The following is a 20962-nucleotide window of genomic DNA, read 5'->3' as shown; positions in this document are numbered from 1 at the left end:
CACCCAGCAGACAGGTTGGCCTCATGAAGATCAGCATCATCTCGGGTCGCGCCGACGAGCCACGCGGTGGCTCCACGACTGGTCATCACACCGCGCGTGTGTTCGACAGCGACCACGTTCCCGCAGACCCAGAGCTCGTGGCGTCGTTGAACTCCGCGACGCTCGGCATGGACCTCGCTGCGCCACCCGTCGTCCTGCCCGACTTCCATCACAAGTCAGCCATGGAGATGCCGTCGAGCATCGCCGTGGCGACGGCGGGGACGATCCGGCCGACACTGACGAGCTCGTCGGTCAACTGCGGCATGGCGCTCATCGCCCTCAACTGCGACCGGCCGACGGATGCAGCCGTGAGCGACTTCTACCGCCGGGTGCGCGAGCGCTATCCGTACCCGACGACCAACCGTCGAGACCTCTCCTACCGTGACGTCATCAGCGCGGCCACCGACGGCGCAGACTTTGCCGTCGCACGCAACGGGGTCGACCCGGCCGAGCTGGAGCGCGTCGAGGAGGGCGGCAGGATCGACCTGGCGCAGTGGGGCGGCAGCGAGCGCCTCGTCGCCGAGATCCCGGCGCTCACGTGGCAGCTGGCCAGGCTCCGCTTCGGCACCGTGGGCCCGACGAACCACTTCGTCGAGCTCCAGCAGGTCGAGGAGATCCTGGATCCGGCGGCCGCACAGCTGCTGGGCGTCCGCGAGGGCCAGGTGACCCTGCAGTACCACGCGGGCGGGGGAGTGCTCACCGGCGAGATCGGTCACCTGTTCGCGCGGCGGCGCGACACCGCCCGCGTCATGCGTGCTGCCATGGCCGTCCAGAAGCCGCTCTTCCACCTGGCGACCGCACGGTCCACGGAGGAGGTCCGCGAGCGGATGCGCCTCTTCTTCACCTCCGCATGTCCACCGGTCAGCCTCGACTCGGACGAGGGCAAGCGGCTCATGCTGGCGAACGCCGCTGCCATGAACTACGGCTATGCGTTCCGCATGGCCACGTACCAGGCCCTGCGCCAGCTGGCAGCGGAGACCTTCGGCGGCGCTCCGGGCAGCCTCGTCGTGGACTCACCGCACAACTCCATCTACGAGGAGGACGTCGCGGGGGAACGGGCGGTGGTCCACCGCCACAACTCCTGCCGCGCCTACCCCGCGCATCTGATGACGCCCGGCACCACCTTCGCGCAGACCGGTCAGGCGGTGCTGCTCCCCGGCACGCACCGAACCTCCTCGTACCTCGCGGTTGCCGGCGACAGCAGCGGTCAGAGCCTGCACTCCGCCTGCCACGGGGCGGGCACCGTCATCGACCAGTTCGCGAGGAACGGCACCTCGCAGTCCGACCCGGCGGGGCGGTACACGATGCGCTTCCGCTACGACGACACGGCGCCCAGCCAGGCGCCCCACCTCGACGACGCCGGAGTCAATGCGGCGATGTCGGTCCTGTCCACCCACCGGATCGTCCGCCCTGTCGCTCGGATGCGCCCGTTCGCCGTCCTGCACTAGTCCACCCCGGAGAGGGAGTCACATGCGTATCGATGAGGCCTTCCGTCGACTGATCGGCGGCTACTGGTGGTTGATCGGGCTGCTCGTCCTCGTGCCCACGGTCGCGGCCGGTGTCTACGGCTCGCACCAGGACAAGGAGTACCAGGCCGTCGCCCGCGTCCAGATGTCCGGCGGGCTCGCCAGCACCAACGTGCAGGCGGACGCGGCGACGCAGTGGCTGCAAGGCGTCATCACGGCGCCCCACATGGCCCGTACGGCCATGGCTGCCGCTGGTATCCAGGGGGATCCGACCCTGTTCGCCACGAAGTCGATCTCGGTGAACCGGGTGGGCGTCTCCACGGTCAACGACGTGACCGTCACCAGTGGCGATCCGGAGCGATCGGTCATCGCCGCGAACTCGCTCGTGCAGCAGGCAGAGAGGTACGCCAACACCTCTCACCAGAGGGACGCGGTCCAGATGACCTCCCTCAACAAGCAGGTCGACTCAGTCACGAAGCAGCGCGACAGCCTGATCCGGCAGCTCGCCGTGGCTCCGCCGGGGCGGGTGCTCGAGCTGCAGGCCCGGATCGCGGCTGAGGCGCCCACGCTCACGGACCTGCTGCGCCAGCGCTCCGACCTGGTCCTGGCATCGTCGCAGCGCTCGAGCATCGGTCTGCTCGACACCGCCACCGCGTTGCCCGACCCGGTCGGCCCGAAGGTGCCCCAGCTCGTGGCGCTCGCCGGCCTCGCGGCGCTGATCCTGGCACTGGGCCTGGTCGCGATCCTGGAGGCGGTGCATCCCCGGGTGCGAGGTCGACGCTGGGTCGCGGCCGAGCTCGACGCGCCGCTGCTCGGGCACCTGCCCACCCTCGACCTCGCCGGGCGGAAGGGAGCCCGCAGCCTGCGTGACTTCGCCGGGGCTGCAGCAGTGGTGGGGGCGCGGTTCGCCGGTCGGCCGCTCTTGCTGCTCCCGGTCGAGAAGAGGTACGAGAGGTGGGCGGCACGAATCTGCTCGGAGCTCGAGACCCTCACCGGCGTCCACATCGAGCATGCTCCGGCTGCGACGGTCGGCCGGCCGACCACGGGCACCGAGGCGCCCCACCCCGGTGACCCCGTTGTCATCGCGCTCAGTCCAGCCGTCGAGTCGCAACGCAACCTCGAGGACCTCACGCGCAACGCAGCGGTCATGGGATGGCCGATGGTGGGCGTGCTGACGTTCCGACGCCGGCCCCTGCTCGACCGTGCTGCGCTGGCCCACGGTGGTCGGCGGGTCCGGCCCCCGGGGCGGCCCGCTGGTCCGGTCACGACGGTCGTCTCCCCGGGTCGGGCAGCGGCGTCCAGTTCGGGGGAGCAGGGCGCACTGAGCGGCCAGAAGATGCTGAGCGGCCAGAAGATGCGGAGGATGCCGTGAGGCGCCGAGCCGAGTCCTGCGGCCTGACGGTCGAGCTCGACACCGAGTCCCGCGCCTGGCTGCACGTCGCCGACCGCGCGTTCGGCGAGGCGTCGCGGCCGACAGGACCGTCGCAGCCGGACGCCCCGGACACTGGGGACCTACCCGACGTGGCAGTGCGGGTGGAGTCCTCGGACGCCCCCTTCGACCACGCAGATCTCACCACGATCACCCGCGGGGCCGCGGGCGATGGCCGTCGTGTCGTGGTCACCGATGCGTGCGGGAGCGGCCTCGACCTGCTCGTCGAGCCGTCGTCGGTGGGACTGACCGTGAGGGCACGTCCACGCCCGGGCGCCAGCCATCGCGCGCTGCGCCTGGCGGCCCCGGCGCGCACCGAGCTGCTCTGGCGAGCCGCGCTCGTGCAGTACCCCGCGCTCTGGTGGGCGGGCGTGCGGGGCGGCGTGCCGCTGCACGTCTCGGCTGCGCAGATGGGCGACCACGGCGTGGTGCTTGCAGGCCCCGGTGGAGTGGGAAAGTCGACACTGCTGGCCAGCCTCGCCCCCGGCGACGGGACGCCCGTCAGCGACAACCTGTGCACCTATGACCGTGAGCGCCTCCACGCACTTCCCGAACCCCGGCGACTCGACGCCGGCGCGGGCTGGAGCCTGCGGCGGACGATGCCGCACGGCCGCGTCGAGCGACCCTGGGACAGCCGGCAGCACCACGTCCGGCCCTCCCTGGTGCTCGTGCTGCGACGGGGCACCGGTGGGCGGCCCACCGTGCAACCGATCCCCGCTGCGCACGCGGCGAGAGCCCTCGTCACGGGCACGTATGCGGCGGGCGAGCTGCGTCGCTACTGGGCCTTCGCCGCGACCCTGGCCCTCGGCACGGGCCTCGGGCCGGCGCACCCGGCGATCTGCGATGAGGCGGAGCGGCTCGCCCGGTCGCTCCCGTGCCTGGAGGTGGTCCTCCCGGCCCGCCCGGTGACCTCCCTCGCCGAGGTCGTCGACCTGGCCGAGCGCGCGGTCCGCACCAGCCGTTCGGTCAAGGCGGCCGGTACCGCCGGCATCGGCGACACGGCCGGCGCCGCCATGGTCACCGAGGTCCGCGCGCCGGGCCCGGCCACGACCCAGCGGATGACGGGAGCGCCGGCATGACCAAGCGCGTGGCCCACGTCATCACCCGGTGCGTGGCGGGGGCGGGGGGCGTCGCCGTGCGCGGGGCGGTGAGCCTGCCCCAGGATCTCTACCGCAGCACGCTGGTCGTCGGGTCGGGTGACGTGCTCCTCGACACCGCCCGCGCCCACTGCGTGGAGGTCGTCGTCGTACCCGAGCTCGTCTCACCGATCAGTCCCGGTCTCGACGCCAGGGCCTTCAGGGCTCTCGACAGGATCCTCCGCGCCCAGGACTTCGACGTCGTCCACACCCACAGCGCCAAGGCGGGCGTGCTGGGGCGCGTCGCGGCCTCCAGGGCCGGGGTGCCTCGGATCGTGCACACGCTCCACGGATTTCCCTGGCACGACTTCCAGTCCGCGGCCGCACGGCATACCTACATCCGTACCGAACGCGCGCTCTCGCACATCACGGACGCCTATCTCGCCGTCGGCACCGGGGTGGCGGTCGAGGCGCTGCGGCGCCGGGTTGTTCGGCCCGACCAGCTCGTCACCATCGGACCGGCGGTCGAACCGGCGCGGGTCACGGTCTCACCGGGCTCGCGGGCCCGAGCCCGCGCGCTCCTCGGACTGCCGAAGGAGGCGACCGTCGTCGGCACCGTGGGTCGCCTGGACTTCCAGAAGGCCCCCGAGGTCATGCTGGAGGCGCTGGCGCGGATGGCCAGCCCGGCCGTGCTCGTCTGGGCCGGCGGCGGTCCCCTGCTCGAGGAGACGGCCCGTCGCGCGCGGAAGCTGGGCATCGAGCACCGGGTGATGCTGCTGGGCAACCGCGACGACGTGCCGCAGCTGCTGCCTGCGTTCGACGTCTTCGCGATGGCGAGCCGCTACGAGGGTCTCCCGTGCGCCATCGTGGAGGCGCAGGAGTGCGGCATACCGGTGGTGGCGACGTCCGTGAACGCGGTGCCCGACGTCGTGATCCCCGGCGTGACCGGCCTGCTCGTGGCACCGCAGGACCCGGGCCAGCTCGCCGCAGCGCTGGACCACACGCTGGCCCACCCGCGACAGGCGGCCGCCTGGGCCGAGCATGCCCGGGCGCAGCTGGGGACCCGTTACGACGCAGGCACCCTGGGTGCCACCCTGTGCGAGGTCTACAGCCCGGAGCCGACCGTCGACCGCCCGGTGCTGGCTCCCGCGTCCGGCTGGGGCAGGGCCTCGTGAGCGCCATGGACGCCGCGCTGGCAGTGCTCGTGCCCAGCCAGACCCCAGTGGTCGTCGTCCGGGGCACGCGACCGCAGTCCGACGTGGCGATGCCGAACCTGTCGCCCGGGGAGCAGCTCGTGCTGCTCGACGGTGGGCGTCTGAGCGCGCGCCGTGTGCGGCGGCTCGCCCGCGGCGCGGGTCTCGTCGTCGACCGTGAGCTCGTCGTCCTGCCGGGCCTGAGTGACGCTGCGTTCGTCGTCGAGGACGCCGTCGAGAGCCTGGGTTGGTTCTGGAACGCCTTCGCCACCGTGCCTCCCGGGCGCTCCAAGGGCTCGCTCGTCATCACTGCCACCACCCACCTGTTCCGCCACCGCCTGCTCGTCCGTTGGGTCGGCCGGCTCGTCCCCGGGCGCATGGTCATCGCCCACCGCCCATGACGACGTCGACCCGCCCCCCAGCCGCGACCGACCTCGTGGCGGTCGAGGACGTCCTGCGGCAGCACCTGGGCGCCCTGCCGGTGCGGCTCGCCGTCGTCGCCATGTCGCGGGACGAGAACCCCAAGGCGGTCGTCGTGGCCACGCCGTCCGGTACGAGTACGCCGGTCCTGGCGGTGAAGGTCGCCCTGACGCCCGGCGCCGCGGTCTCGGTTCGTGCGGAGGCGACCGCGCTCCAGCGGCTCGCCGAGCTCGACCCCGGACTCGTCGACGGCACGGTCCCTCGTGTCGTCGGACTGCATGACACCGCAGCGGGCACGCTCCTGGTCACGACCGTCTCGCTCGGCCGGCCGTTGTCCGTCGACTACCACCGGTGGCACCACACCGGCCGCCTCCGCAGCGTCCGGGCCGACTTCCGTGCCGTCGGCGGCTGGCTCTCGCGGCTGCAGTCGGTCGAGGTCCCCTCGGCGCCCGAGGCGGACAGCGGTGCGGCGCTCGCGAGCCGCTGGCCTGACGACGGGCTCGGTGAGGCAGCAGCGCAGGTATGCCGTCAGGCGCGTGAGCGGCTGGGCGAGCTCGACACCGGTCACGTCACGCACGGCGACTTCTGGTGCGGCAACATCCTGAGGTCGGGGGACCGTGTCAGCGGCGTCGTCGACTGGGAGCACACGGCATACGGGTCCGCCCAGCTGTGGGACCGGGTGCGTTTCGCCCTGGCCTACACCCTCTACCTCGACCGGCACACCCGGGCCGGCGGAGCCGTCCACGGCCATGCCGGCCTCAGGGCCAGAGCCTGGGGCGACCCCGTTCGGCACCTCATGCGTGGCCAGGGCTGGTACGCCGACCTGGTGGCAGGGTTCGTCGCCTCCGGGATGGGGCACGAGTCCAGCGCCGGCGCCTGGCGCGACGCCATGCTGGTCGGGCTGGGCCAGGTGGCGGCCGGCAGCGACGAGCAGGACTTCGCCCGTGCTCATGCGCTCCTGCTCACGGAGGTCGGGTCATGACCACGACGATCCCGACACCGGCCACCCTGCACCCGGGCAGCGCGACCACGCGGGCGTCCGGCCGCGGGAGGGTGACTCCCGCATCGCCGGCCCTGCGCTTCGTCATCGCTCTCGCCATCGTCTGCATGCCGATCCTCACCCCGACCGGCCCCGGGAACACCTCGCCCGCCGACGTGCCGATCGTCCTTGCGATCGGTGGCATCCTGCTCTGGCTGTCCCGAAACCGTGTGCGCCTCCACGTGCCGTACGCCCTCGGAATGTGGCTGCTGATGTCGGCTGGTGCCGTCGCGGCAGTGTCCACCAGAACCCTCGGCTCAACGGCGGCCCTCGGCCAGGACCTCTTCCTCCTGCTCTGGGCTGCCGCCCTCGCCAGCGCGGTGCAGGCCGACCGCTCACTCGTGCGCCTGGTGTGCGTGAGCTGGTGCTGGAGCGGAGTCGTGTGCGCCGGGTTGCTCGTCGGCGGTCGCCTGGCCGGCCTCTCCTGGCTCGCGGGCCAGACGACCAGCGACGGTTCCCGCTCCGCCCTCAGGTTCGGCGACCCCAACCTCGCTGCCAACTACTTCGTCGCCTGCCTCTTCCTCGTCCTCGCCTCGAGGTATCCGCGTCGTCGTCTTCCGCGCGCCGGAGCTGTGCTCCTGATCGGGAGCGCGATCGTCCTCACCGGCTCCAACGGCGCCATGCTCGGGGTGGTGGCAGGCCTCGCGGCGGGCGCGCTGGTCGGCGCGTGGCGGTCGCGCGGGGCACTCGCCGCGATCGGGCTGGCCTGCGTGCTCGCCCTCGGCGGCGGCCTGCTGGTGACCTCCGTCGACTGGGGGTCGTTGCAGGCGAAGGCTGCTGCGGGTGGACCGGTCCTGCACGACTCGTTCGGCCGCGGCGACGCCTCCAGCCAGGACCGGCAGGTTCTCCTCGCCGAAGGCGCGCGGCTCTTCTGGGAGGGCAACGTCATCGGCCTCGGGCCGGGACGGACGAAGCAGACACTGGCCTCGATACCGTCCCCGTACGTCAAGGAGGCGCACAACGACTACATGGCGACGCTCGTCGAGCGCGGTGCAGCGGGCGGCGTCGGTCTGGTCGTGCTACTCGCCTCGATCGCGGCACGGCTGGCTCGTGTTGCCGGACGGCGTGTCAGGACCGGTCGCTCGACGATCGGCGCAGGTGTGCTCCCGTCGCCGCACTTCCTCGTCGCCATGGGGGTGGCGTTCCTCGTGTCGGGCTCCTTCTACGAGGTGCTGCACTTCCGCCATCTCTGGGCCTTCCTGGGGCTGCTCGCCGGGCTCGACCTGGTCCGTGGCCGCTCCTCGGAGTCGCCGAGCGCGGACGCCGTGCCGCCAGCGCCGGTTCGGAGGCCCTCACTGCCCCCGGCCCCTGTGCGGTCGGCTGAGTCCGAGCCGCCGTCCGAGAGGGGATGACACGTGTTGGTGCGTCTGGACCCCATCCGCAGGACGCGGCACATCCGCCTGCCCGGGCGCGCGGTCCTCGGCAACATCACTGCACGGCTCGTCGCGGTCGTCGCCCTGGGGCTCGGCACGATCCTCGTGGCGCGCACCGGGGGTGCCGAGGACGTGGGGATCCTGGCGCTGCTGCGCGTCGTGCCCGGGCTCGTGGGTGTCGTGGCCGCGTGTGGCCTCCCCGGCGCGATGGGCTACTTCCTCGCCGGCCCACACTCGGGCGAGGCGAGGCTGTGGCCGACGATTCTCGCGGTGCTGGGCGCCGGCATCGGTATCGGCACCGCGCTGTGGTTCGTGCTGCTGCCGGCCATCCACACTGTCCTGTTCCCGACCACCAGCACGCTCGTCATGATCCTCGCCGGCGTCAGCGTCGGCACCCAGCTGCCGTTGGCAGTGGCGAAGTCCAGCCTGCAGGGGCTTGACGACCGGCGCGGCTCCAACATGGTCACCGCGGCCGAGGAGGCGGCCTTCCTCCCGGCCTTCGGCCTCGCCTACCTGCTCGGTCTGCGCGGACCACTGCTCCTCGTGGTCGTGCTCATCGTCGCCGACGTGGTCGTCGCCGGCGCCGGCTGGGCCCGTCTGGTCCCTCGGGTCCACGCCCGGGGGATGCGGATGACCGGGCGGCCCGACCGCGGGCTGGCGCGCGGCATCGTGTCCTTCGGCCTGCTCGGCCAGGTCGGTGGGTTGGTCGGCCTGCTCAACCTGCGCCTCGACTTCCTCGTGCTGGGCACACTGGCAGGCCCGGCACCCCTCGGCGTCTATGCGGTGGCGTCGAAGTTCGCGGAGCTCGTCAAGCTGCCGGGGCTGGCGGTGACGTGGGTGAGCTACCCGCGCATCGCGAGCCTGGGGCGCGACGCCTCCGCCAAGATGGTGCGCCGGCAGCTGCCGTGGCTTCTCGGTCTCGGCGCCGCAGGCGCCGTCGTGCTGGCGCTGGCGGCGAGACCGCTGCTGCCCCTCCTCTACGGTCAGGAGTTCCTCGCATCGGTGACGCCGGCGGTCATCATCGCCGTGGGCCTCGTGGCCGCGCCCGCGGGAGGCCTGGCGAGCGGCTACCTGCTGGGCACCCGACGACCTGGCACCAACTCACTGCTGCAGACGGTGGGACTCGTGGCGACGCTTGCCCTGGACCTCCTGCTCATCCCGCCGTTCGGCGTGCTCGGGGCAGCGTGGGCCAGCGCTGTCGCGTACCTGGTCACCGACGTCAGCACCCTGTTCGTCGTGCGACGCCTGACGGCAGGTGTCCGATGACCCGGCTGCGCCTGCTGTCGGGCCTCGTCGCCGCATCGGCCCTTCTCCTGGGCGCGTGCAGCAGCCCGGCGCCGAGCGCTGCCCCACCGGTGCCCAACACGTTCGGGCCGCAGACTCCCACCGACCGGAGGTATGCCGTGCTGGTCGACGACCTCCGGGCGAAGGGTGCGGGCGTGTGGGTCGAGTCCGACTTCGTCAAGGCCTACCTGGCCGGCCCGACCCGGTACCGCGAGGTGCTCGGTACGGCCCTCGCCCTGGCACGGCGCCAGGGCGTGGGCGGCATCAAGGTCGCTGACGAGCTGGGCTACCACGACGGCACCACCTCGGACCAGGCCTTGGCCATGCTCCGCCAAGCGGTCGTGGACATCCACACCGCGTCCCCGGGGACGAAGGTGCTCATCGACGTCGTCGTCCCGGAGCTGGGTTGCCTGTCGTGGACACCGACGTCCACGCCGGCGATGCGCATGTGCGGGGCCAACGCACACGACTCGACCCCCGGCGCAAGCCTGGAAGCCGTGGACCGGTACGTGGCCTCGGGCGTCGACGTCGTCAACCTGAGCCCGGGACTCCAGGACGACAGCTGGTATGCCGCGCAGGGGAGCACGCGCGACTCGGCCATGCGTCAGTGCTGGCGTGAGGCGGTGCGCCGCTGGGGCGGCCGGGTGACCCTTCAGGCCCGCAAGGCGTTGGCCCACCCGGACGCGTACACCGGGGGAGACGCCCAGGCCCAGGCCGACGTGCACACCTACGTGGACATCCCGCTCGCCGAGGGGGCCAAGGCGGTCGACATCTGGACGTGGGCGCAGCGATACCGGGGCCAGTTCGTCACGCTGACCGACCCTCGGGGCGCATCGAACGCCTTGACCCGCGCCCTGCAACAGAGGCGAAAGGAAGGAGCGCGGCTGTGGACACACATGACGCCCTCGGAGTACCAGGTGGACCGCGCCCACGACGTGCTGGCGGTGACGCGTCAGTTCGACGTCGTGCTCGTCGCGGCAGGGACGGGGTGAGCACGGCGGCGCCCTCCCGCGTCACCCCTGCCCGTCGGGTCCTCGACATCGTCGTCGCCGCGATCGCCCTCGTCCTGACCGCCCCGCTTCTCGTGGCTGCGGTGGTCGCGATCCGGACGACCAGTCCGGGCCCGGCCCTCTACCGTCAGCAGCGAGTCGGTGCGGGGCGGCGGCCCTTCACCATCCTCAAGCTGCGCACCATGTCGACGGGGAGACAGGGGCCGGACATCACCGTGGGGCGCGACCCACGAGTCACAAGCGTGGGCGCGGTGCTGCGGCGCACCTCGCTCGACGAGCTGCCCCAGCTGCTCAACGTGCTGCGCGGCGAGATGACGCTCGTCGGGCCGCGGCCGGAGGCGGTCTCGTTGGCGCGTCGCTACCCGCCGGAGTGTCGCTGGGTGCTCGAGCACACACCCGGCCTGACCGGACCCGCGCAGATCCGGATGCGCGACTCCCGCGTGCTCGAGCCGCCCCCCGTCACGGCCGCCGACGGCCCGGCCCACGACCCCGTGCAGTGGTACCTGCAGGACATCGTGCCGCGCCGCGTGGAGCTGGATGCCAGCTATCTGCGCAGGCCGTCGCTGCGGCGCACCGTGGCCGTGCTGGTCGAGACCGCCGTCTACCTGCTCCACCCCCAGTGAGCGCGCCGCCTCTCGCGCGCCCGGTGCCGTGCGGCGGTCTTAGGGGCGGTCTCAGGGGGCCGTCGCGGCGGGGGCTGTCGCCGGAGCGACCTGCAACGCGTCGCACCTGGCATTGAGGCACGCACCGGTCGCCAGGTCGAACTGGAAGTTGTGCCCGAGGCAGCGGAGGACGCCGTTCTCGATGATGGCGCCGTACTGGAGGTCCTCGCCGGCGTGGGGACAGTAGCGGCTGACGACGTAGTCCTCCCGACCGTCGGAGAGCACGACCGTCTCGGCCGGGTCGCGGCTCGTCTCGTAGCCCTCGATCGCCTCGAGGGCGTCGCGGTCGGCGTGCTTGAGCAGGCCCACGAGGTAGTCGTTGTACACGTCGGGGTCGCGGCTTGCTCGGATGCGCAGTGAGAGGAAGAGGTCCTCCCACCGGGCGCGCCCGGTGAGCACCGCATCGAGCCAGCGGGCCTCGACGGTGAGGTGGTAGCCGGGCGTCCGGTCGCTCGGACTGAGGTCGACCTCCGTGGTCTCGGGGCCCAGGCGCACGTCCCACGTGCCCCCGGCGGGCCCGAGCGCCTCGAAGCGCACCGTCATGCCGATTCGCTGCAGGAAGTAGTCGGACAGCGCGCCGAGATCGAGGAAGTGGTCGCGGAAGCGCTCGGCGAGCCGGCTCTCCGGCGGGGGGTCGGGCAGCTCGGCGTGGACCGCGGCGATCTCGTCGGCCCGGCGACCGGCATACGCCTGAAGGTAGTCGGAGGTGTCGTCGAAGGAGAAGTCAGCCCACATCGAGTCACGCTCGACCTCGCCCGAGCCGGCGTGCAGCCGGTCGCCCGGCAGCAGGACCAGCGCCGTCTGGCTGGGCAACCGCTCCCTGAGAAACGCGAGGGCCTGCCCCTGGTGGGGAAAGATCCCCGGGTGCTGCGCCGTGGGGTTGTGGTGCGCGAGGGCAGGGTCGAGGAAGGCCGGCGGCCCGGCATACGGCATGACGATCTTCGGCGGCGCAGAGCGGAGCAGGCGCGTCACGGCCCGGAACTTGCCCAGCCGCTTCTCGGCACTGATGCGCTCGATGACCTCAGGCGGGTAGTCGTAGCAGATCGGGTGCCAGGACGCTCCCGACATCTGCACGCCCATGACGTCGATCGGCCGACCGACTTCCTCTGCTGCGCGACGCAGCTGGCTGACGCTGAGGCGCGCGTCGTTGGTGTGCAGGACGGCGTGACCGTCGACGTGGACGAGGATCGCGGCGTCGTGGCACATCGGGCTCAGCTCGGGGATCACGGTGACCCAGTCACCGCGATCGTTGAGGGCCAGCCGCTCCCAGGCGTCGAGCTCGATGACGATGTTGCGGATGCCGGCGCCGGCGATGCGGTTGCGCATCTCCCTGGACGGGTAGCGCGGGATGACGAGGCGCACGGATGGCGAAAGTCCCTGCAGCAGTGGCAGGTCGAGGTGGTCGAGGTGCTCGTGGGAGATGGCCACCCAGTCGACGTCGAGCAACTGCGGGGTCCGCATGTGGGCATTGTCGGGAAACGGGAACCAGGCGCCGAGGAAGGCGCCGCGCGGTGACATCCAGGGGTCGCACAGCATCCGCATGCCCGGTGCGTCGATGCGCAGTCCGGCGTGACCGAGTGAGGTGACAAATGGTCCGTTCATCCCTCGACGATCCGCCGTCATCCCCGCGCCGGACACCGGCACGGGGCTGACGGCGGTCTACGACTTTTGACGGAGCCTCAGAGGCCGCAGAGGCGGCGCAGGGCGGTCACGTCGTCATGAACGGTCGCCAGGACGTCGGCGTGGCGCGCGGTCGGCGCGGCGGCGGCGACGCTGACCCGGTAGGCGGCCAGGTCGTCTGCGAGGTTCTGCGCCCGCTCACGGGCCTCGGCGGACGCCGTCGTCCGGGCGAGCTCGGTGGCGCGGCCGCGGGCGGCGTCCAGGCCGGCACGGACCGTCTTCGGTGAGGCACCGGCGCCCTTGGTCGACGTCGTGGCTGTCATGGACGTCGTGGCCGACACCAGTGTCCCGATGGCGACGCAGTCACCCGCAGCGACCGGGCGGGCGGCCACCTGCGGCGAAGCGCCCGCGCTCCCGCGCGATGACGCGCCGCTGGCCACCATCGCGAAGCCGAGCGCCACGACGATCGTCAGTGCGATGCCGAGCAGGATCTGCCAGCGGTGGGTGGAGGTCGTGGAAGCACTCATCGTGTCGCCCCGCTCACTGTCGTCGGTTGGTACTCGTAGGCGCCGCGGTCGTCATAGGGCCGGACGCCGACCCCGCTGTTGACGGTGCCGGGATCGTCCACCCGCGGCTGTGCGGCGGCATCCGACGTGGTCTGGCCGGGTGCGCTGGAGTTGGCCGAGTCGATCGCGGGGGAGCCGGCCCGCAGGGTGAAGGTTCCCTGCGACGGGCTGGTCCAGCGCGGGTCGGCCTGCCGGCCGTGCGACTCCTGGCCGCTGGCGGCCTGGAAGCCCGCCAGGGACGTGTAGGACGTCGACCCCCAGACCATCATCGTCCCGGCGACGCTGAGGTTCACGAGGTCGTAGTCGAGACGGGTCCCGAGCTGCGAGGTCGCGTCGACGCGGATGTTCCCCCTCGTCCTGGGGCACTTGACCGTCCCGCTGAAGCCGTCGGGACACGTGGCCGCGTTGTCGACCGCGATGTTGTTCGCGAAGGTGAAGCCGCTCGGCGTGCCGGACGGCACGCCCTCGAGGTTGATGCCGGCACTGACGTTGTCGTAGACCGTGTTGCCCACCACTGAGCCGCCGGTGACGCCGTAGTCGTCGATCCCGTGGTCGCCCGTGATGCACCCGGCGGTGTTGCCGGTGCTCGGGGCGTCGCAGTTCGTCAGCCTGACGGTGGTGAACCCCTTGTTGTGGTAGCTGACGTTGTTGACGATGGTGTTGCGGTCACCACCCGGGTAGGCCTGGATGCCGGAGTCCTCGTTGTCGTGCACGCGGTTGCCGCTGACGAGGTTGCCGGGCGCCCGGAGGTCGATGCCCACGGCGTTGCGCTGGTAGCCGTACGCGTTCCACGAGCTCTCGTTGCCCGTGACCGCGTTGCCCGTGGACCCGTTCGTCAGGTAGATGCCGGATGCCGAGTTGTTCGTCACGAGATTGCCCGTGACGACGGAGTTCGTCACGGCGCTGAGGTATACGCCGTATGCCGTGGAGCCCGACACCCGTTGCCCCGACGTGCGCGCCGTGTTGTTCGACAGGCGGATGCCGGTGGCGTTGTAGACGTAGAACGCGTTGCTCGAGGTGTTCTGGACCGTGAAGCCGGACACCGTGATCCAGCTCTGGTTGGAGATGGTGAACCCGCGCTTCGCTCCCGAGATCGTCACCGCCGCACCGGGGGCTGGCTGGAAGGCGATGGGGGAGCCGGAGACGCCCGAGTGCCACGGGACGACCTCGTCGGTGTAGGTGCCCGACGAGACCAGCACCGTCTGGCCGGCGACGGCGACCTTGGCGGCCTTGGCGATGGTGCAGAACGGCACGCTGGCGGTGCCGGAGCCGGAGTCGGAGCAGCCGCTGGCGCCGACGTAGAGGTAGGTGGTCGCCCCTGCGGCCGGGCTGCCGGGACTTACGGCGAGGCCCAGGGCTGCGACCAGGATGCTGGCGGCGAGACCGGCTCTGCGCGCGGTGGTGTGTGGGGAAGCCATGAGTCGTCCTTCCAGCCTGTGCGGGCCTGAATCTCAAGTCTGACCACCGCTGGGGGCGATGCCTTCCACCCGTTGACGGAGGCGGCATACGCCCTTTGCAGGAGGCCGCGCTCGACGAGGGGCAGTCGTGCCCACCGCTGACGCCTCCGGTCCCCGAATCGTTCGGCGGAGCCGGCCGACCGTGTCCGGATCGATGCCGAGACCGGCGGCGACCGTGCTGGACGCCGGTTAGGCTTGCCGCCGTGGAGGTCGAGAAGGCGGGGGAGCGCGAGCACGTCGTGTCGGAGCGCCTCGTGACCATCCCCAACGTCCTGTCGGTGCTGCGTCTGCTCGGGGTGCCGGTCTTCCTCTGGGCGATCCTCTCCTCCCACGACGGCCTGGCCCTGCTCCTGCTGCTCTTCTCGGGCGTCACCGACTACCTCGACGGCAAGATCGCCCGGCAGTTCGACATGGAAAGCCGCCTCGGCCAGTTCCTCGACCCCATCGCCGACCGGCTGTACATCCTCACCACCCTCGTCGGCCTCGCCTGGCGCGAGATCATCCCCGTCTGGCTCGTGGCAGCGCTCCTGGCCCGCGAGGCCGTGATGGCGCTGATGCTGCTGTACCTGAGGTCCAAGGGACAGCTCGGCCTCCCGGTGCACTTCGTCGGCAAGGCCGCCACCTTCAACCTCCTCTACGCCTTCCCGTTGCTGCTGCTCGCGCACCGCGACGACTGGCTCGGCGCCGTGGCGAGGCCGGTCGGGTGGGGGTTCGCGTGGTGGGGTGTGGTGCTCTACTGGCTCGCCGCCGTGCTGTATGCCGTGCATGCGCGCATCGTGCTGGCGCAACGTCCGCGGGCGGCAACCCCGTGACGGCGCCGCGCCGACCCGACGAGTCGATGACGCTGCTCACGACGATGATGGAGCGTCCCCTCGACGCGGGATACCAGGAGGCAGCCGACCGCCGTGCGGCGGCAGGGCTGCCCCGGGCCACGTCGACGCGCACGGTCATCGTCGTCGTCCTCGCGATCCTCGCCGGCTTCCTCTTCGCGGTAGCCGCCCAGTCGCTGCGGCCCAAGCCGACCGCGGCAGCAGCCATCAAGAAGGAGCTCGTCACGCGGATCGAGGCCCTGCAGAAGCACGCCAACGCGCAGGAGGCGACGGTTGCCGTCCTCGGCAGGCAGGTACGCGACTACGAGGCGCTCGAGCTCCGGCAGTCCGGCGGGCCCGACCTCACGAGCACGATCAAGGACCTCGAGGTCCAGGCCGGCGCCGTGGCCATGCGAGGCCCCGGGCTCACGCTGACCCTCGACGACGCCCCATCGACGGACAGTGGCGCCGACGCCGGCAGCCGCCCGAGCAGCGGGTTCCAAGCGGGACGCGTCGCCTCCGGTGACCTCCAGATCATCGTCAACGGGCTCTGGGCCGCCGGTGCCGAGGCGATGGCGATCAACGGGCACCGGCTCAGCTCGACGGCGGCCATCCGCTTCGCCGGACAGGCCATCATCGTCGACTTCCGTCCCCTGTCCCGGCCCTACGTCATCACCGCGCTGGGTGACCCGCAGGGCATGCGGCAGCTCTTCGAGCCGTCCTTCGCCGGCCTGTACCTCTCCCAGCTGACCGAGCAGTACAAGATCCGCTCCACCCTCGCGGCCGGCGACTCCCTCACGGTGCCGGGCGACTCGGCCGCGCGGCTCGAGGTCGCGCGACCGATGGGGTCACCCTTAGGCTCGTCCGGCCCGGGCTCCCAGCCGGGTACCGGGACCCCCGGCACGGGCGCGACTGGGAGAGCCACGCCGCCCGCCACGCCGGACGACAGTCCATCTCGCCGCGCGACCGGCGGCGGCACCGGCGCCCCCGCACCCACGACCAGTCAGGAGAACCCTTCGTGATCCCAGTTCTCGGCCTTCTGGCCGGACTCGCGGTGGGGCTTTTCCTCGACCCGTCCGTCCCGGCGTGGTTGCAGCCGTATCTACCGATCGCGGTCATTGCCGCGCTCGACGCCGTGTTCGGTGCGATCCGCGCGATCCTCGACGGCATCTTCAACGACAAGGTCTTCGTCGTCTCGTTCCTGTCCAACGTCGTCGTGGCCGCGTTCATCGTCTTCCTGGGCGACCAGCTGGGAGTCGGCTCCCAGCTCTCCACCGGCGTCGTCGTCGTGCTCGGCGTACGCATCTTCTCCAACGTCGCCTCCATCCGCCGCCACCTCTTCAAGGCCTGAGCATGGGCAAGGGCAAGGGAGGGAAGGAACGGCCGGCACCGGTCCCGACGAGCGACCCGTCGGCCGCCCCGTCGGCCGTCCCGCCGATCTCAGCAGCTGCACCGGTCGACCCCTCGGCATTGGTCGACCGGCCCGCAGGGGCCGAGCCGACCGACGCAGCACCGACCCCGCGGCGGTCGCCGGTGGACGGGCGGGCGGCCTGGGCGCGGCTCGTGAAGATGAGCCGCCCGCGCGCGACCCGAGCCAACCTGCTGGGCGCCCTGCTGGCCGTGCTGCTGGGCGCAGGGATCGCGACCCAGGTCCAGCTGACCAGCCAGCGCGGTCTCGACGAGCTGAGCCAGACCGACCTGGTCCGGGTCCTCGACGACATCTCCCTGCGCTCCTCTCGGCTGGACCAGCAGGTGCGCGAGCTGGAGTCGACGCGCGACCGGCTCAAGAACGGCACCGGCACGGCCGGCGAGGCGCTGGAGCAGGCCCAGAAGCGGGTCGACACGCTGGGCATCCTCGCCGGGACGATCCCGACGAAGGGGCCGGGCATCACCTTGCGGATCTCCGACCCCACCAACGCGGTGACCGCGCCGATCGTCCTCGACATCATCCAGGAGCTGCGTGACGCGGGAGCGGAGTCGATCGAGGTCGGTGGCGTCCGGGTCGTGGGCTCCTCGTTCGTCGGCGACCGCGCGGGAGCCCTGCTGGTCGACGGCACCCCGGTGAGCCGCCCGCTGGTCATCAAGGTGATCGGCGACTCGAAGACCCTCTCGTCCGCGATGACCATCCCGGGCGGCATCGTCGAGTCCGTGCGCCAGAAGGGCGCCGAGGCATCGATCTCGGAGTCCGGTCTCATCGAGATCACCTCGGTGCACCGGCCCACCGCGATGACGCACGCCAAGCCCGTGGAGTGAGCACCGGGGCGAACGGCCGAGCACGACGTTCGTGTCGGCACGGGCCCACTCCCTGCGCGCTCCCCGACGGCATGGCATCCTCTCAGGTGCGCGGCGCATCGACGTCCGCACCGAGGCAGCCCGATCAACACCTGCCGCACGAGCAACCCCGACAGCCTGGCCGGGGTGCAGCACCGACGAAGGAGCGACATGAGCGACCTGGACTACCCCTCCGACCTGCGCTACACCAGCGACCACGAGTGGGTCCGCGTCGGCGACGACGGTGTGGTCCGTATCGGCATCACCGCCTTCGCCCAGGACGCCCTCGGCGACGTCGTCTACGTCTCCCTGCCGGCGGTCGGCGACACCGTGACCCCCGGGGACTCCTGCGGTGAGGTCGAGTCGACCAAGTCGGTCAGCGACGTCTACGCCCCGCTCGAGGGCGAGGTCACGGCGACGAACGCTGCCCTCGAAGCCTCTCCCGAGCTGATCAACTCCGACCCGTACGGCGAGGGCTGGATGTTCGAGGTGCGGCCGGCCGACCCGTCGGCCCTGGACGGCTTGATGGACGCGTCTGCGTACACCGCCTCCCTGTCCTGAGCCGACCGCTCCGGCCAAATGGGGGGGCGTCACGCCGACGCCTCACCGGGCCCGCCACGCCCGGGTCAACTAGAGTGGACAGACCCCTCAACCAGCCCGCATCACAAAGGAGGACCGCATGTCGAGCGACCTGCCCGACCCCGACGACATGAACGTCGAACCCCGCACCATGCGGTTCCAAGGCGTTCCCTCGCAGGACCCCGACCACCTGGACACCCTGCAGCCCCGAGGGTTGACGGCCGAGGACCACGCCACCATCGAGGCCCTGCGCCCCGGCACGGCGCTGCTCGTCGTGCTGCGTGGGCCCAACACCGGCGCCCGCTTCCTGCTCGACGACCAGCAGGTGGCTGCCGGGCGTCACCCCGACTCCGACATCTTCCTCGACGACGTCACGGTCTCGCGCAAGCATGCGACGTTCATCGCCGACAGCGGCGGCTACCTCGTGCGCGACGCCGGGTCGCTCAACGGCACGTACGTCAACCGTGAGCGCATCGACGAGGCTCCGCTGCACCAGGGCGACGAGGTCCAGATCGGCAAGTTCCGCCTCGTCTACTACACGTCCGGAGCATCGCAGCACGCACCGGCATGAGTGCGGCCACGGCGGCGGGTGACGGGCGAGCGCCGGCCCCGCGGCGCCTCACCATCGGCAAGGTGCTCGCCCTGCTGTCGGACGAGTTCCGGGACGTCACGGCCTCGAAGATCCGCTTCCTCGAGGCCGAGGGGCTCGTCACGCCACACCGCACGCCGTCGGGCTACCGGACGTACACCGACGACGACGTGCGACGGCTGCGCTACGTCCTCGCCGCCCAGCGCGACCGTTACTGGCCCCTCAAGGTCATCCGCGAGGCGCTCGACGCCCTCGACCGTGGCCTGTCCGAACCGGGCGAGGACCCCGGTGGACGGCCGCGTCCGCCAGGCCCCACCTCCGACCCCGAGGTCCCGACGCCGCAGGAGCTCGTGCCGCGCCAGGGCGTGTCCCTGACGGGACCGGAGCTGCGGGAGGCGACGGGCATCGACCGGGAGACGATGCACGCCCTGGAGACCTTCGGGCTGCTGCAGCCGGACGACCGGGGGCACTTCGGGCACGAGTCGCTCGCCATCGCGGCTGCGGCGCGCGCGCTCGCCTCGCACGGTCTGGAGGCTCGGCACCTGCGGCCGTTCCGGACGGCCGCCGACCGTGAGATCGGCCTCGTCGAGCAGGTCCTCGCGACGCGCCGGGGGGACGGCACGCGCGAGGAGCGGGCAGCCGAGATCGCCTCTGCCTGCATCGCGCTGCACGTCGCGCTGGTCCGCGACCGCCTCGCTCGCTGACGCCGGTCCCCGACGTACGGAGGGCGGGGTACGGTGGAGAAGTGAGAGAGGTCGATGTCCTGGGCGTCCGTGTCGAGATGCCCACGAACCAGCCGATCGTCCTGTTGCGCGAGCGGGACGGCGGGCGCTACCTGCCGATCTGGATCGGCGCCGCCGAAGCCGCTGCCATCACCTACGCCCAGCAGGGAGTCGTGCCCCCTCGGCCGCTCACCCACGACCTCATGCGCGACGTCCTCTCCGTGCTCGGCCACGAGCTGACCGAGGTGCGGATCGTCGCCCTCAAGGACTCCGTCTTCCACGCCGCCCTCATCATCGACGGCAAGGCAGAGGTGAGCTCGCGCGCCAGCGACGCCATCGCCCTGGCGCTGCGCACGGGCGCCAAGGTCCTCGTCGAGTCGGCGATCCTCGACGAGGCCGCCATCGTCGTGTCCTCGGAGGAGGACGACGAGGTGGAGCGTTTCAAGGAGTTCCTCGACCACGTGTCGGCAGAGGACTTCGAGGGGCCGGCGCCCGAGTCCGAGCCGGGCGACCTGCCGGAACGCCCGGACTGACCAGCAGGCCACGACCGAGACCCTCACCTTCAGGTGAGAGGTGAAGGTTTGGTTGCCTCATGCGACACGCTGTCCGCCACCGGCCCGGGTGATTGACCGGAGCCGAAGTGCGGCCTACCGTCAGAGAACGACGTCAATGTAGTTATCCGGATGTCGTCTGCGCGCACGCACCCGCGGCGCCAGGCCGAAGTGAAGGAGGACGGCATGGCCGCCATCGAGGACGCGCGCGACGCCGGTCGCGCCATGCCCGTCGGGTCCCAGGGCCTGCTGTTCACCGACGACCTGCCCGAGCTCGCCGAGGACTGCGGCTACCGCGGCCCCACGGCGTGCAAGGCCGCCGGCATCACCTATCGACAGCTCGACTACTGGGCCCGCACCGGCCTCGTCGAGCCGTCCGTGCGCAGCGCCACCGGTTCCGGCACGCAGCGCCTCTACGGTTTCCGCGACATCCTCGTGCTCAAGGTCGTCAAGCGACTGCTCGACACCGGCGTCTCCCTCCAGCAGATCCGGGTCGCGATCAGCCACCTGCGCGAGCGTGGCGTCGAGGACCTGGCCCAGATCACGTTGATGAGTGACGGCGCCTCCGTCTACGAGTGCACCTCCGCCGACGAGGTCATCGACCTCGTCCAGGGCGGCCAGGGTGTGTTCGGCATCGCGGTCGGTCGCGTGTGGCGGGAGGTCGAGGGGGAGCTCGCCCAGCTGCCCAGCGAGCGGGCCGACGACGACGCGCCGGCCGAGCACCCCGACGACGAGCTGAACGCACGGCGTCAGGCCCGCCGCCTGGCCTGACCGGAGCGCGTCGACGCGGCATCCGCCCGAGACACC

At 71.8% G+C, this 20962-nt stretch carries 22 protein-coding genes; 19 read left to right on the top strand and 3 right to left on the bottom strand.

Features of this window, described 5'->3' with window-relative positions:
* Positions 1-23 precede the first annotated feature (23 nt).
* From AC3WRT_RS16025 to AC3WRT_RS15980, 10 genes are read left to right on the top strand one after another with little or no spacing between them, the layout of a single operon-like run.
* Positions 24-1487 (top strand): RtcB family protein, encoded by a 1464-nt coding sequence (locus AC3WRT_RS16025; RefSeq protein ID WP_492723658.1) that lies wholly within the window; start codon positions 24-26, stop codon positions 1485-1487.
* Positions 1488-1509: 22 nt separating this feature from the next.
* Positions 1510-2877 carry a hypothetical protein gene (locus tag AC3WRT_RS16020; protein ID WP_492723656.1) on the top strand — a complete coding sequence of 456 codons (1368 nt, stop codon included), beginning with the start codon at positions 1510-1512 and terminating at the stop codon, positions 2875-2877.
* Positions 2874-4013, top strand: a complete 1140-nt coding sequence (locus AC3WRT_RS16015) for a hypothetical protein (protein ID WP_492723654.1) — start codon at positions 2874-2876, stop codon at positions 4011-4013. Before AC3WRT_RS16020 ends, AC3WRT_RS16015 begins: the two co-directional genes overlap by 4 nt.
* Positions 4010-5185: a glycosyltransferase gene (locus tag AC3WRT_RS16010; RefSeq protein WP_492723652.1), complete on the top strand. Its 1176-nt coding sequence runs from the start codon at positions 4010-4012 to the stop codon at positions 5183-5185. The genes AC3WRT_RS16015 and AC3WRT_RS16010 overlap by 4 nt, the downstream gene beginning before the upstream one ends.
* Positions 5182-5604: a hypothetical protein gene (locus AC3WRT_RS16005; protein ID WP_492723650.1), complete on the top strand. Its 423-nt coding sequence runs from the start codon at positions 5182-5184 to the stop codon at positions 5602-5604. Before AC3WRT_RS16010 ends, AC3WRT_RS16005 begins: the two co-directional genes overlap by 4 nt.
* The gene (locus AC3WRT_RS16000) at positions 5601-6605 is read left to right on the top strand and encodes an aminoglycoside phosphotransferase family protein (RefSeq protein ID WP_492723648.1); all 1005 of its coding nucleotides are present in this window, start codon (positions 5601-5603) and stop codon (positions 6603-6605) included. Before AC3WRT_RS16005 ends, AC3WRT_RS16000 begins: the two co-directional genes overlap by 4 nt.
* Positions 6602-8014: an O-antigen ligase family protein gene (locus AC3WRT_RS15995; protein ID WP_492723647.1), complete on the top strand. Its 1413-nt coding sequence runs from the start codon at positions 6602-6604 to the stop codon at positions 8012-8014. The genes AC3WRT_RS16000 and AC3WRT_RS15995 overlap by 4 nt, the downstream gene beginning before the upstream one ends.
* Positions 8015-8017: 3 nt before the next feature.
* Positions 8018-9301 carry a lipopolysaccharide biosynthesis protein gene (locus AC3WRT_RS15990; protein ID WP_492723645.1) on the top strand — a complete coding sequence of 428 codons (1284 nt, stop codon included), beginning with the start codon at positions 8018-8020 and terminating at the stop codon, positions 9299-9301.
* Complete coding sequence (locus AC3WRT_RS15985; protein ID WP_492723643.1) at positions 9298-10311, top strand: hypothetical protein; 1014 nt, start codon at positions 9298-9300, stop codon at positions 10309-10311. The genes AC3WRT_RS15990 and AC3WRT_RS15985 overlap by 4 nt, the downstream gene beginning before the upstream one ends.
* Positions 10308-10952: a sugar transferase gene (locus AC3WRT_RS15980; protein ID WP_492723642.1), complete on the top strand. Its 645-nt coding sequence runs from the start codon at positions 10308-10310 to the stop codon at positions 10950-10952. Before AC3WRT_RS15985 ends, AC3WRT_RS15980 begins: the two co-directional genes overlap by 4 nt.
* A 51-nt stretch (positions 10953-11003) precedes the next feature.
* On the opposite strand, the gene AC3WRT_RS15975 is transcribed toward AC3WRT_RS15980, so the two are convergent.
* The 3 genes from AC3WRT_RS15975 to AC3WRT_RS15965 form a co-directional block, all read right to left on the bottom strand.
* On the bottom strand, positions 11004-12593 hold the full coding sequence (locus AC3WRT_RS15975; RefSeq protein ID WP_492723640.1) for a Rieske 2Fe-2S domain-containing protein: 1590 nt from the start codon (positions 12591-12593) through the stop codon (positions 11004-11006).
* Positions 12594-12670: 77 nt separating this feature from the next.
* A complete protein-coding gene (locus tag AC3WRT_RS15970; protein ID WP_492723638.1) occupies positions 12671-13138 on the bottom strand; it encodes a hypothetical protein in 468 nt (155 codons plus the stop codon).
* The gene (locus tag AC3WRT_RS15965) at positions 13135-14595 is read right to left on the bottom strand and encodes a right-handed parallel beta-helix repeat-containing protein (protein ID WP_492723636.1); all 1461 of its coding nucleotides are present in this window, start codon (positions 14593-14595) and stop codon (positions 13135-13137) included. Before AC3WRT_RS15965 ends, AC3WRT_RS15970 begins: the two co-directional genes overlap by 4 nt.
* A 242-nt stretch (positions 14596-14837) precedes the next feature.
* Between AC3WRT_RS15965 and clsA the strand changes: the two genes are divergently transcribed.
* The 9 genes from clsA (at position 14838) to AC3WRT_RS15920 (ending at position 20926) form a co-directional block, all read left to right on the top strand.
* Positions 14838-15446 carry a cardiolipin synthase ClsA gene (clsA, locus tag AC3WRT_RS15960; protein WP_492723634.1) on the top strand — a complete coding sequence of 203 codons (609 nt, stop codon included), beginning with the start codon at positions 14838-14840 and terminating at the stop codon, positions 15444-15446.
* Between the two features lie 26 nt (positions 15447-15472).
* Positions 15473-16465 carry a DUF881 domain-containing protein gene (locus AC3WRT_RS15955; protein WP_492723632.1) on the top strand — a complete coding sequence of 331 codons (993 nt, stop codon included), beginning with the start codon at positions 15473-15475 and terminating at the stop codon, positions 16463-16465.
* Positions 16462-16794, top strand: a complete 333-nt coding sequence (locus AC3WRT_RS15950) for a small basic family protein (protein WP_492723630.1) — start codon at positions 16462-16464, stop codon at positions 16792-16794. The genes AC3WRT_RS15955 and AC3WRT_RS15950 overlap by 4 nt, the downstream gene beginning before the upstream one ends.
* A 2-nt stretch (positions 16795-16796) precedes the next feature.
* The gene (locus AC3WRT_RS15945; RefSeq protein ID WP_492723628.1) at positions 16797-17696 is read left to right on the top strand and encodes a DUF881 domain-containing protein; all 900 of its coding nucleotides are present in this window, start codon (positions 16797-16799) and stop codon (positions 17694-17696) included.
* A gap of 189 nt (positions 17697-17885) precedes the next feature.
* On the top strand, positions 17886-18275 hold the full coding sequence (gene gcvH, locus AC3WRT_RS15940; protein ID WP_492723626.1) for a glycine cleavage system protein GcvH: 390 nt from the start codon (positions 17886-17888) through the stop codon (positions 18273-18275).
* 118 nt (positions 18276-18393) lie between these two features.
* The gene (locus AC3WRT_RS15935) at positions 18394-18864 is read left to right on the top strand and encodes an FHA domain-containing protein (protein ID WP_492723624.1); all 471 of its coding nucleotides are present in this window, start codon (positions 18394-18396) and stop codon (positions 18862-18864) included.
* Entirely contained in the window at positions 18861-19586 is a 726-nt protein-coding gene (ftsR, locus tag AC3WRT_RS15930; protein ID WP_492723623.1) for a transcriptional regulator FtsR, read from the top strand. The genes AC3WRT_RS15935 and ftsR overlap by 4 nt, the downstream gene beginning before the upstream one ends.
* A gap of 41 nt (positions 19587-19627) precedes the next feature.
* Positions 19628-20137, top strand: a complete 510-nt coding sequence (locus AC3WRT_RS15925; RefSeq protein ID WP_492723621.1) for a bifunctional nuclease family protein — start codon at positions 19628-19630, stop codon at positions 20135-20137.
* Positions 20138-20341: 204 nt separating this feature from the next.
* Positions 20342-20926, top strand: a complete 585-nt coding sequence (locus tag AC3WRT_RS15920) for a MerR family transcriptional regulator (RefSeq protein WP_492723620.1) — start codon at positions 20342-20344, stop codon at positions 20924-20926.
* Positions 20927-20962: the final 36 nt, after the last annotated feature.

It is taken from the genome of Terrabacter sp. FW104-15G4B (assembly GCF_058790095.1).
This window is presented reverse-complemented; position numbering and strand designations above follow the sequence as displayed.

Bases quoted from the DNA above. Each gene is read 5' to 3' on its own strand.
- gcvH (WP_492723626.1), top strand. From the start codon at position 17,886: ATGAGCGACCTGGACTACCCCTCCGACCTGCGCTACACCAGCGACCAC.
- AC3WRT_RS15935 (WP_492723624.1), top strand. From the start codon at position 18,394: ATGTCGAGCGACCTGCCCGACCCCGACGACATGAACGTCGAACCCCGC.
- AC3WRT_RS15985 (WP_492723643.1), top strand. From the start codon at position 9,298: ATGACCCGGCTGCGCCTGCTGTCGGGCCTCGTCGCCGCATCGGCCCTT.
- AC3WRT_RS15970 (WP_492723638.1), bottom strand. From the start codon at position 13,138: ATGAGTGCTTCCACGACCTCCACCCACCGCTGGCAGATCCTGCTCGGC.
- AC3WRT_RS15955 (WP_492723632.1), top strand. From the start codon at position 15,473: ATGACGCTGCTCACGACGATGATGGAGCGTCCCCTCGACGCGGGATAC.
- AC3WRT_RS15965 (WP_492723636.1), bottom strand. From the start codon at position 14,595: ATGGCTTCCCCACACACCACCGCGCGCAGAGCCGGTCTCGCCGCCAGC.
- AC3WRT_RS15995 (WP_492723647.1), top strand. From the start codon at position 6,602: ATGACCACGACGATCCCGACACCGGCCACCCTGCACCCGGGCAGCGCG.
- AC3WRT_RS16010 (WP_492723652.1), top strand. From the start codon at position 4,010: ATGACCAAGCGCGTGGCCCACGTCATCACCCGGTGCGTGGCGGGGGCG.
- AC3WRT_RS15945 (WP_492723628.1), top strand. From the start codon at position 16,797: ATGGGCAAGGGCAAGGGAGGGAAGGAACGGCCGGCACCGGTCCCGACG.
- AC3WRT_RS16000 (WP_492723648.1), top strand. From the start codon at position 5,601: ATGACGACGTCGACCCGCCCCCCAGCCGCGACCGACCTCGTGGCGGTC.
- AC3WRT_RS16025 (WP_492723658.1), top strand. From the start codon at position 24: ATGAAGATCAGCATCATCTCGGGTCGCGCCGACGAGCCACGCGGTGGC.
- ftsR (WP_492723623.1), top strand. From the start codon at position 18,861: ATGAGTGCGGCCACGGCGGCGGGTGACGGGCGAGCGCCGGCCCCGCGG.
- AC3WRT_RS15975 (WP_492723640.1), bottom strand. From the start codon at position 12,593: ATGAACGGACCATTTGTCACCTCACTCGGTCACGCCGGACTGCGCATC.
- AC3WRT_RS15920 (WP_492723620.1), top strand. From the start codon at position 20,342: ATGGCCGCCATCGAGGACGCGCGCGACGCCGGTCGCGCCATGCCCGTC.
- AC3WRT_RS16020 (WP_492723656.1), top strand. From the start codon at position 1,510: ATGCGTATCGATGAGGCCTTCCGTCGACTGATCGGCGGCTACTGGTGG.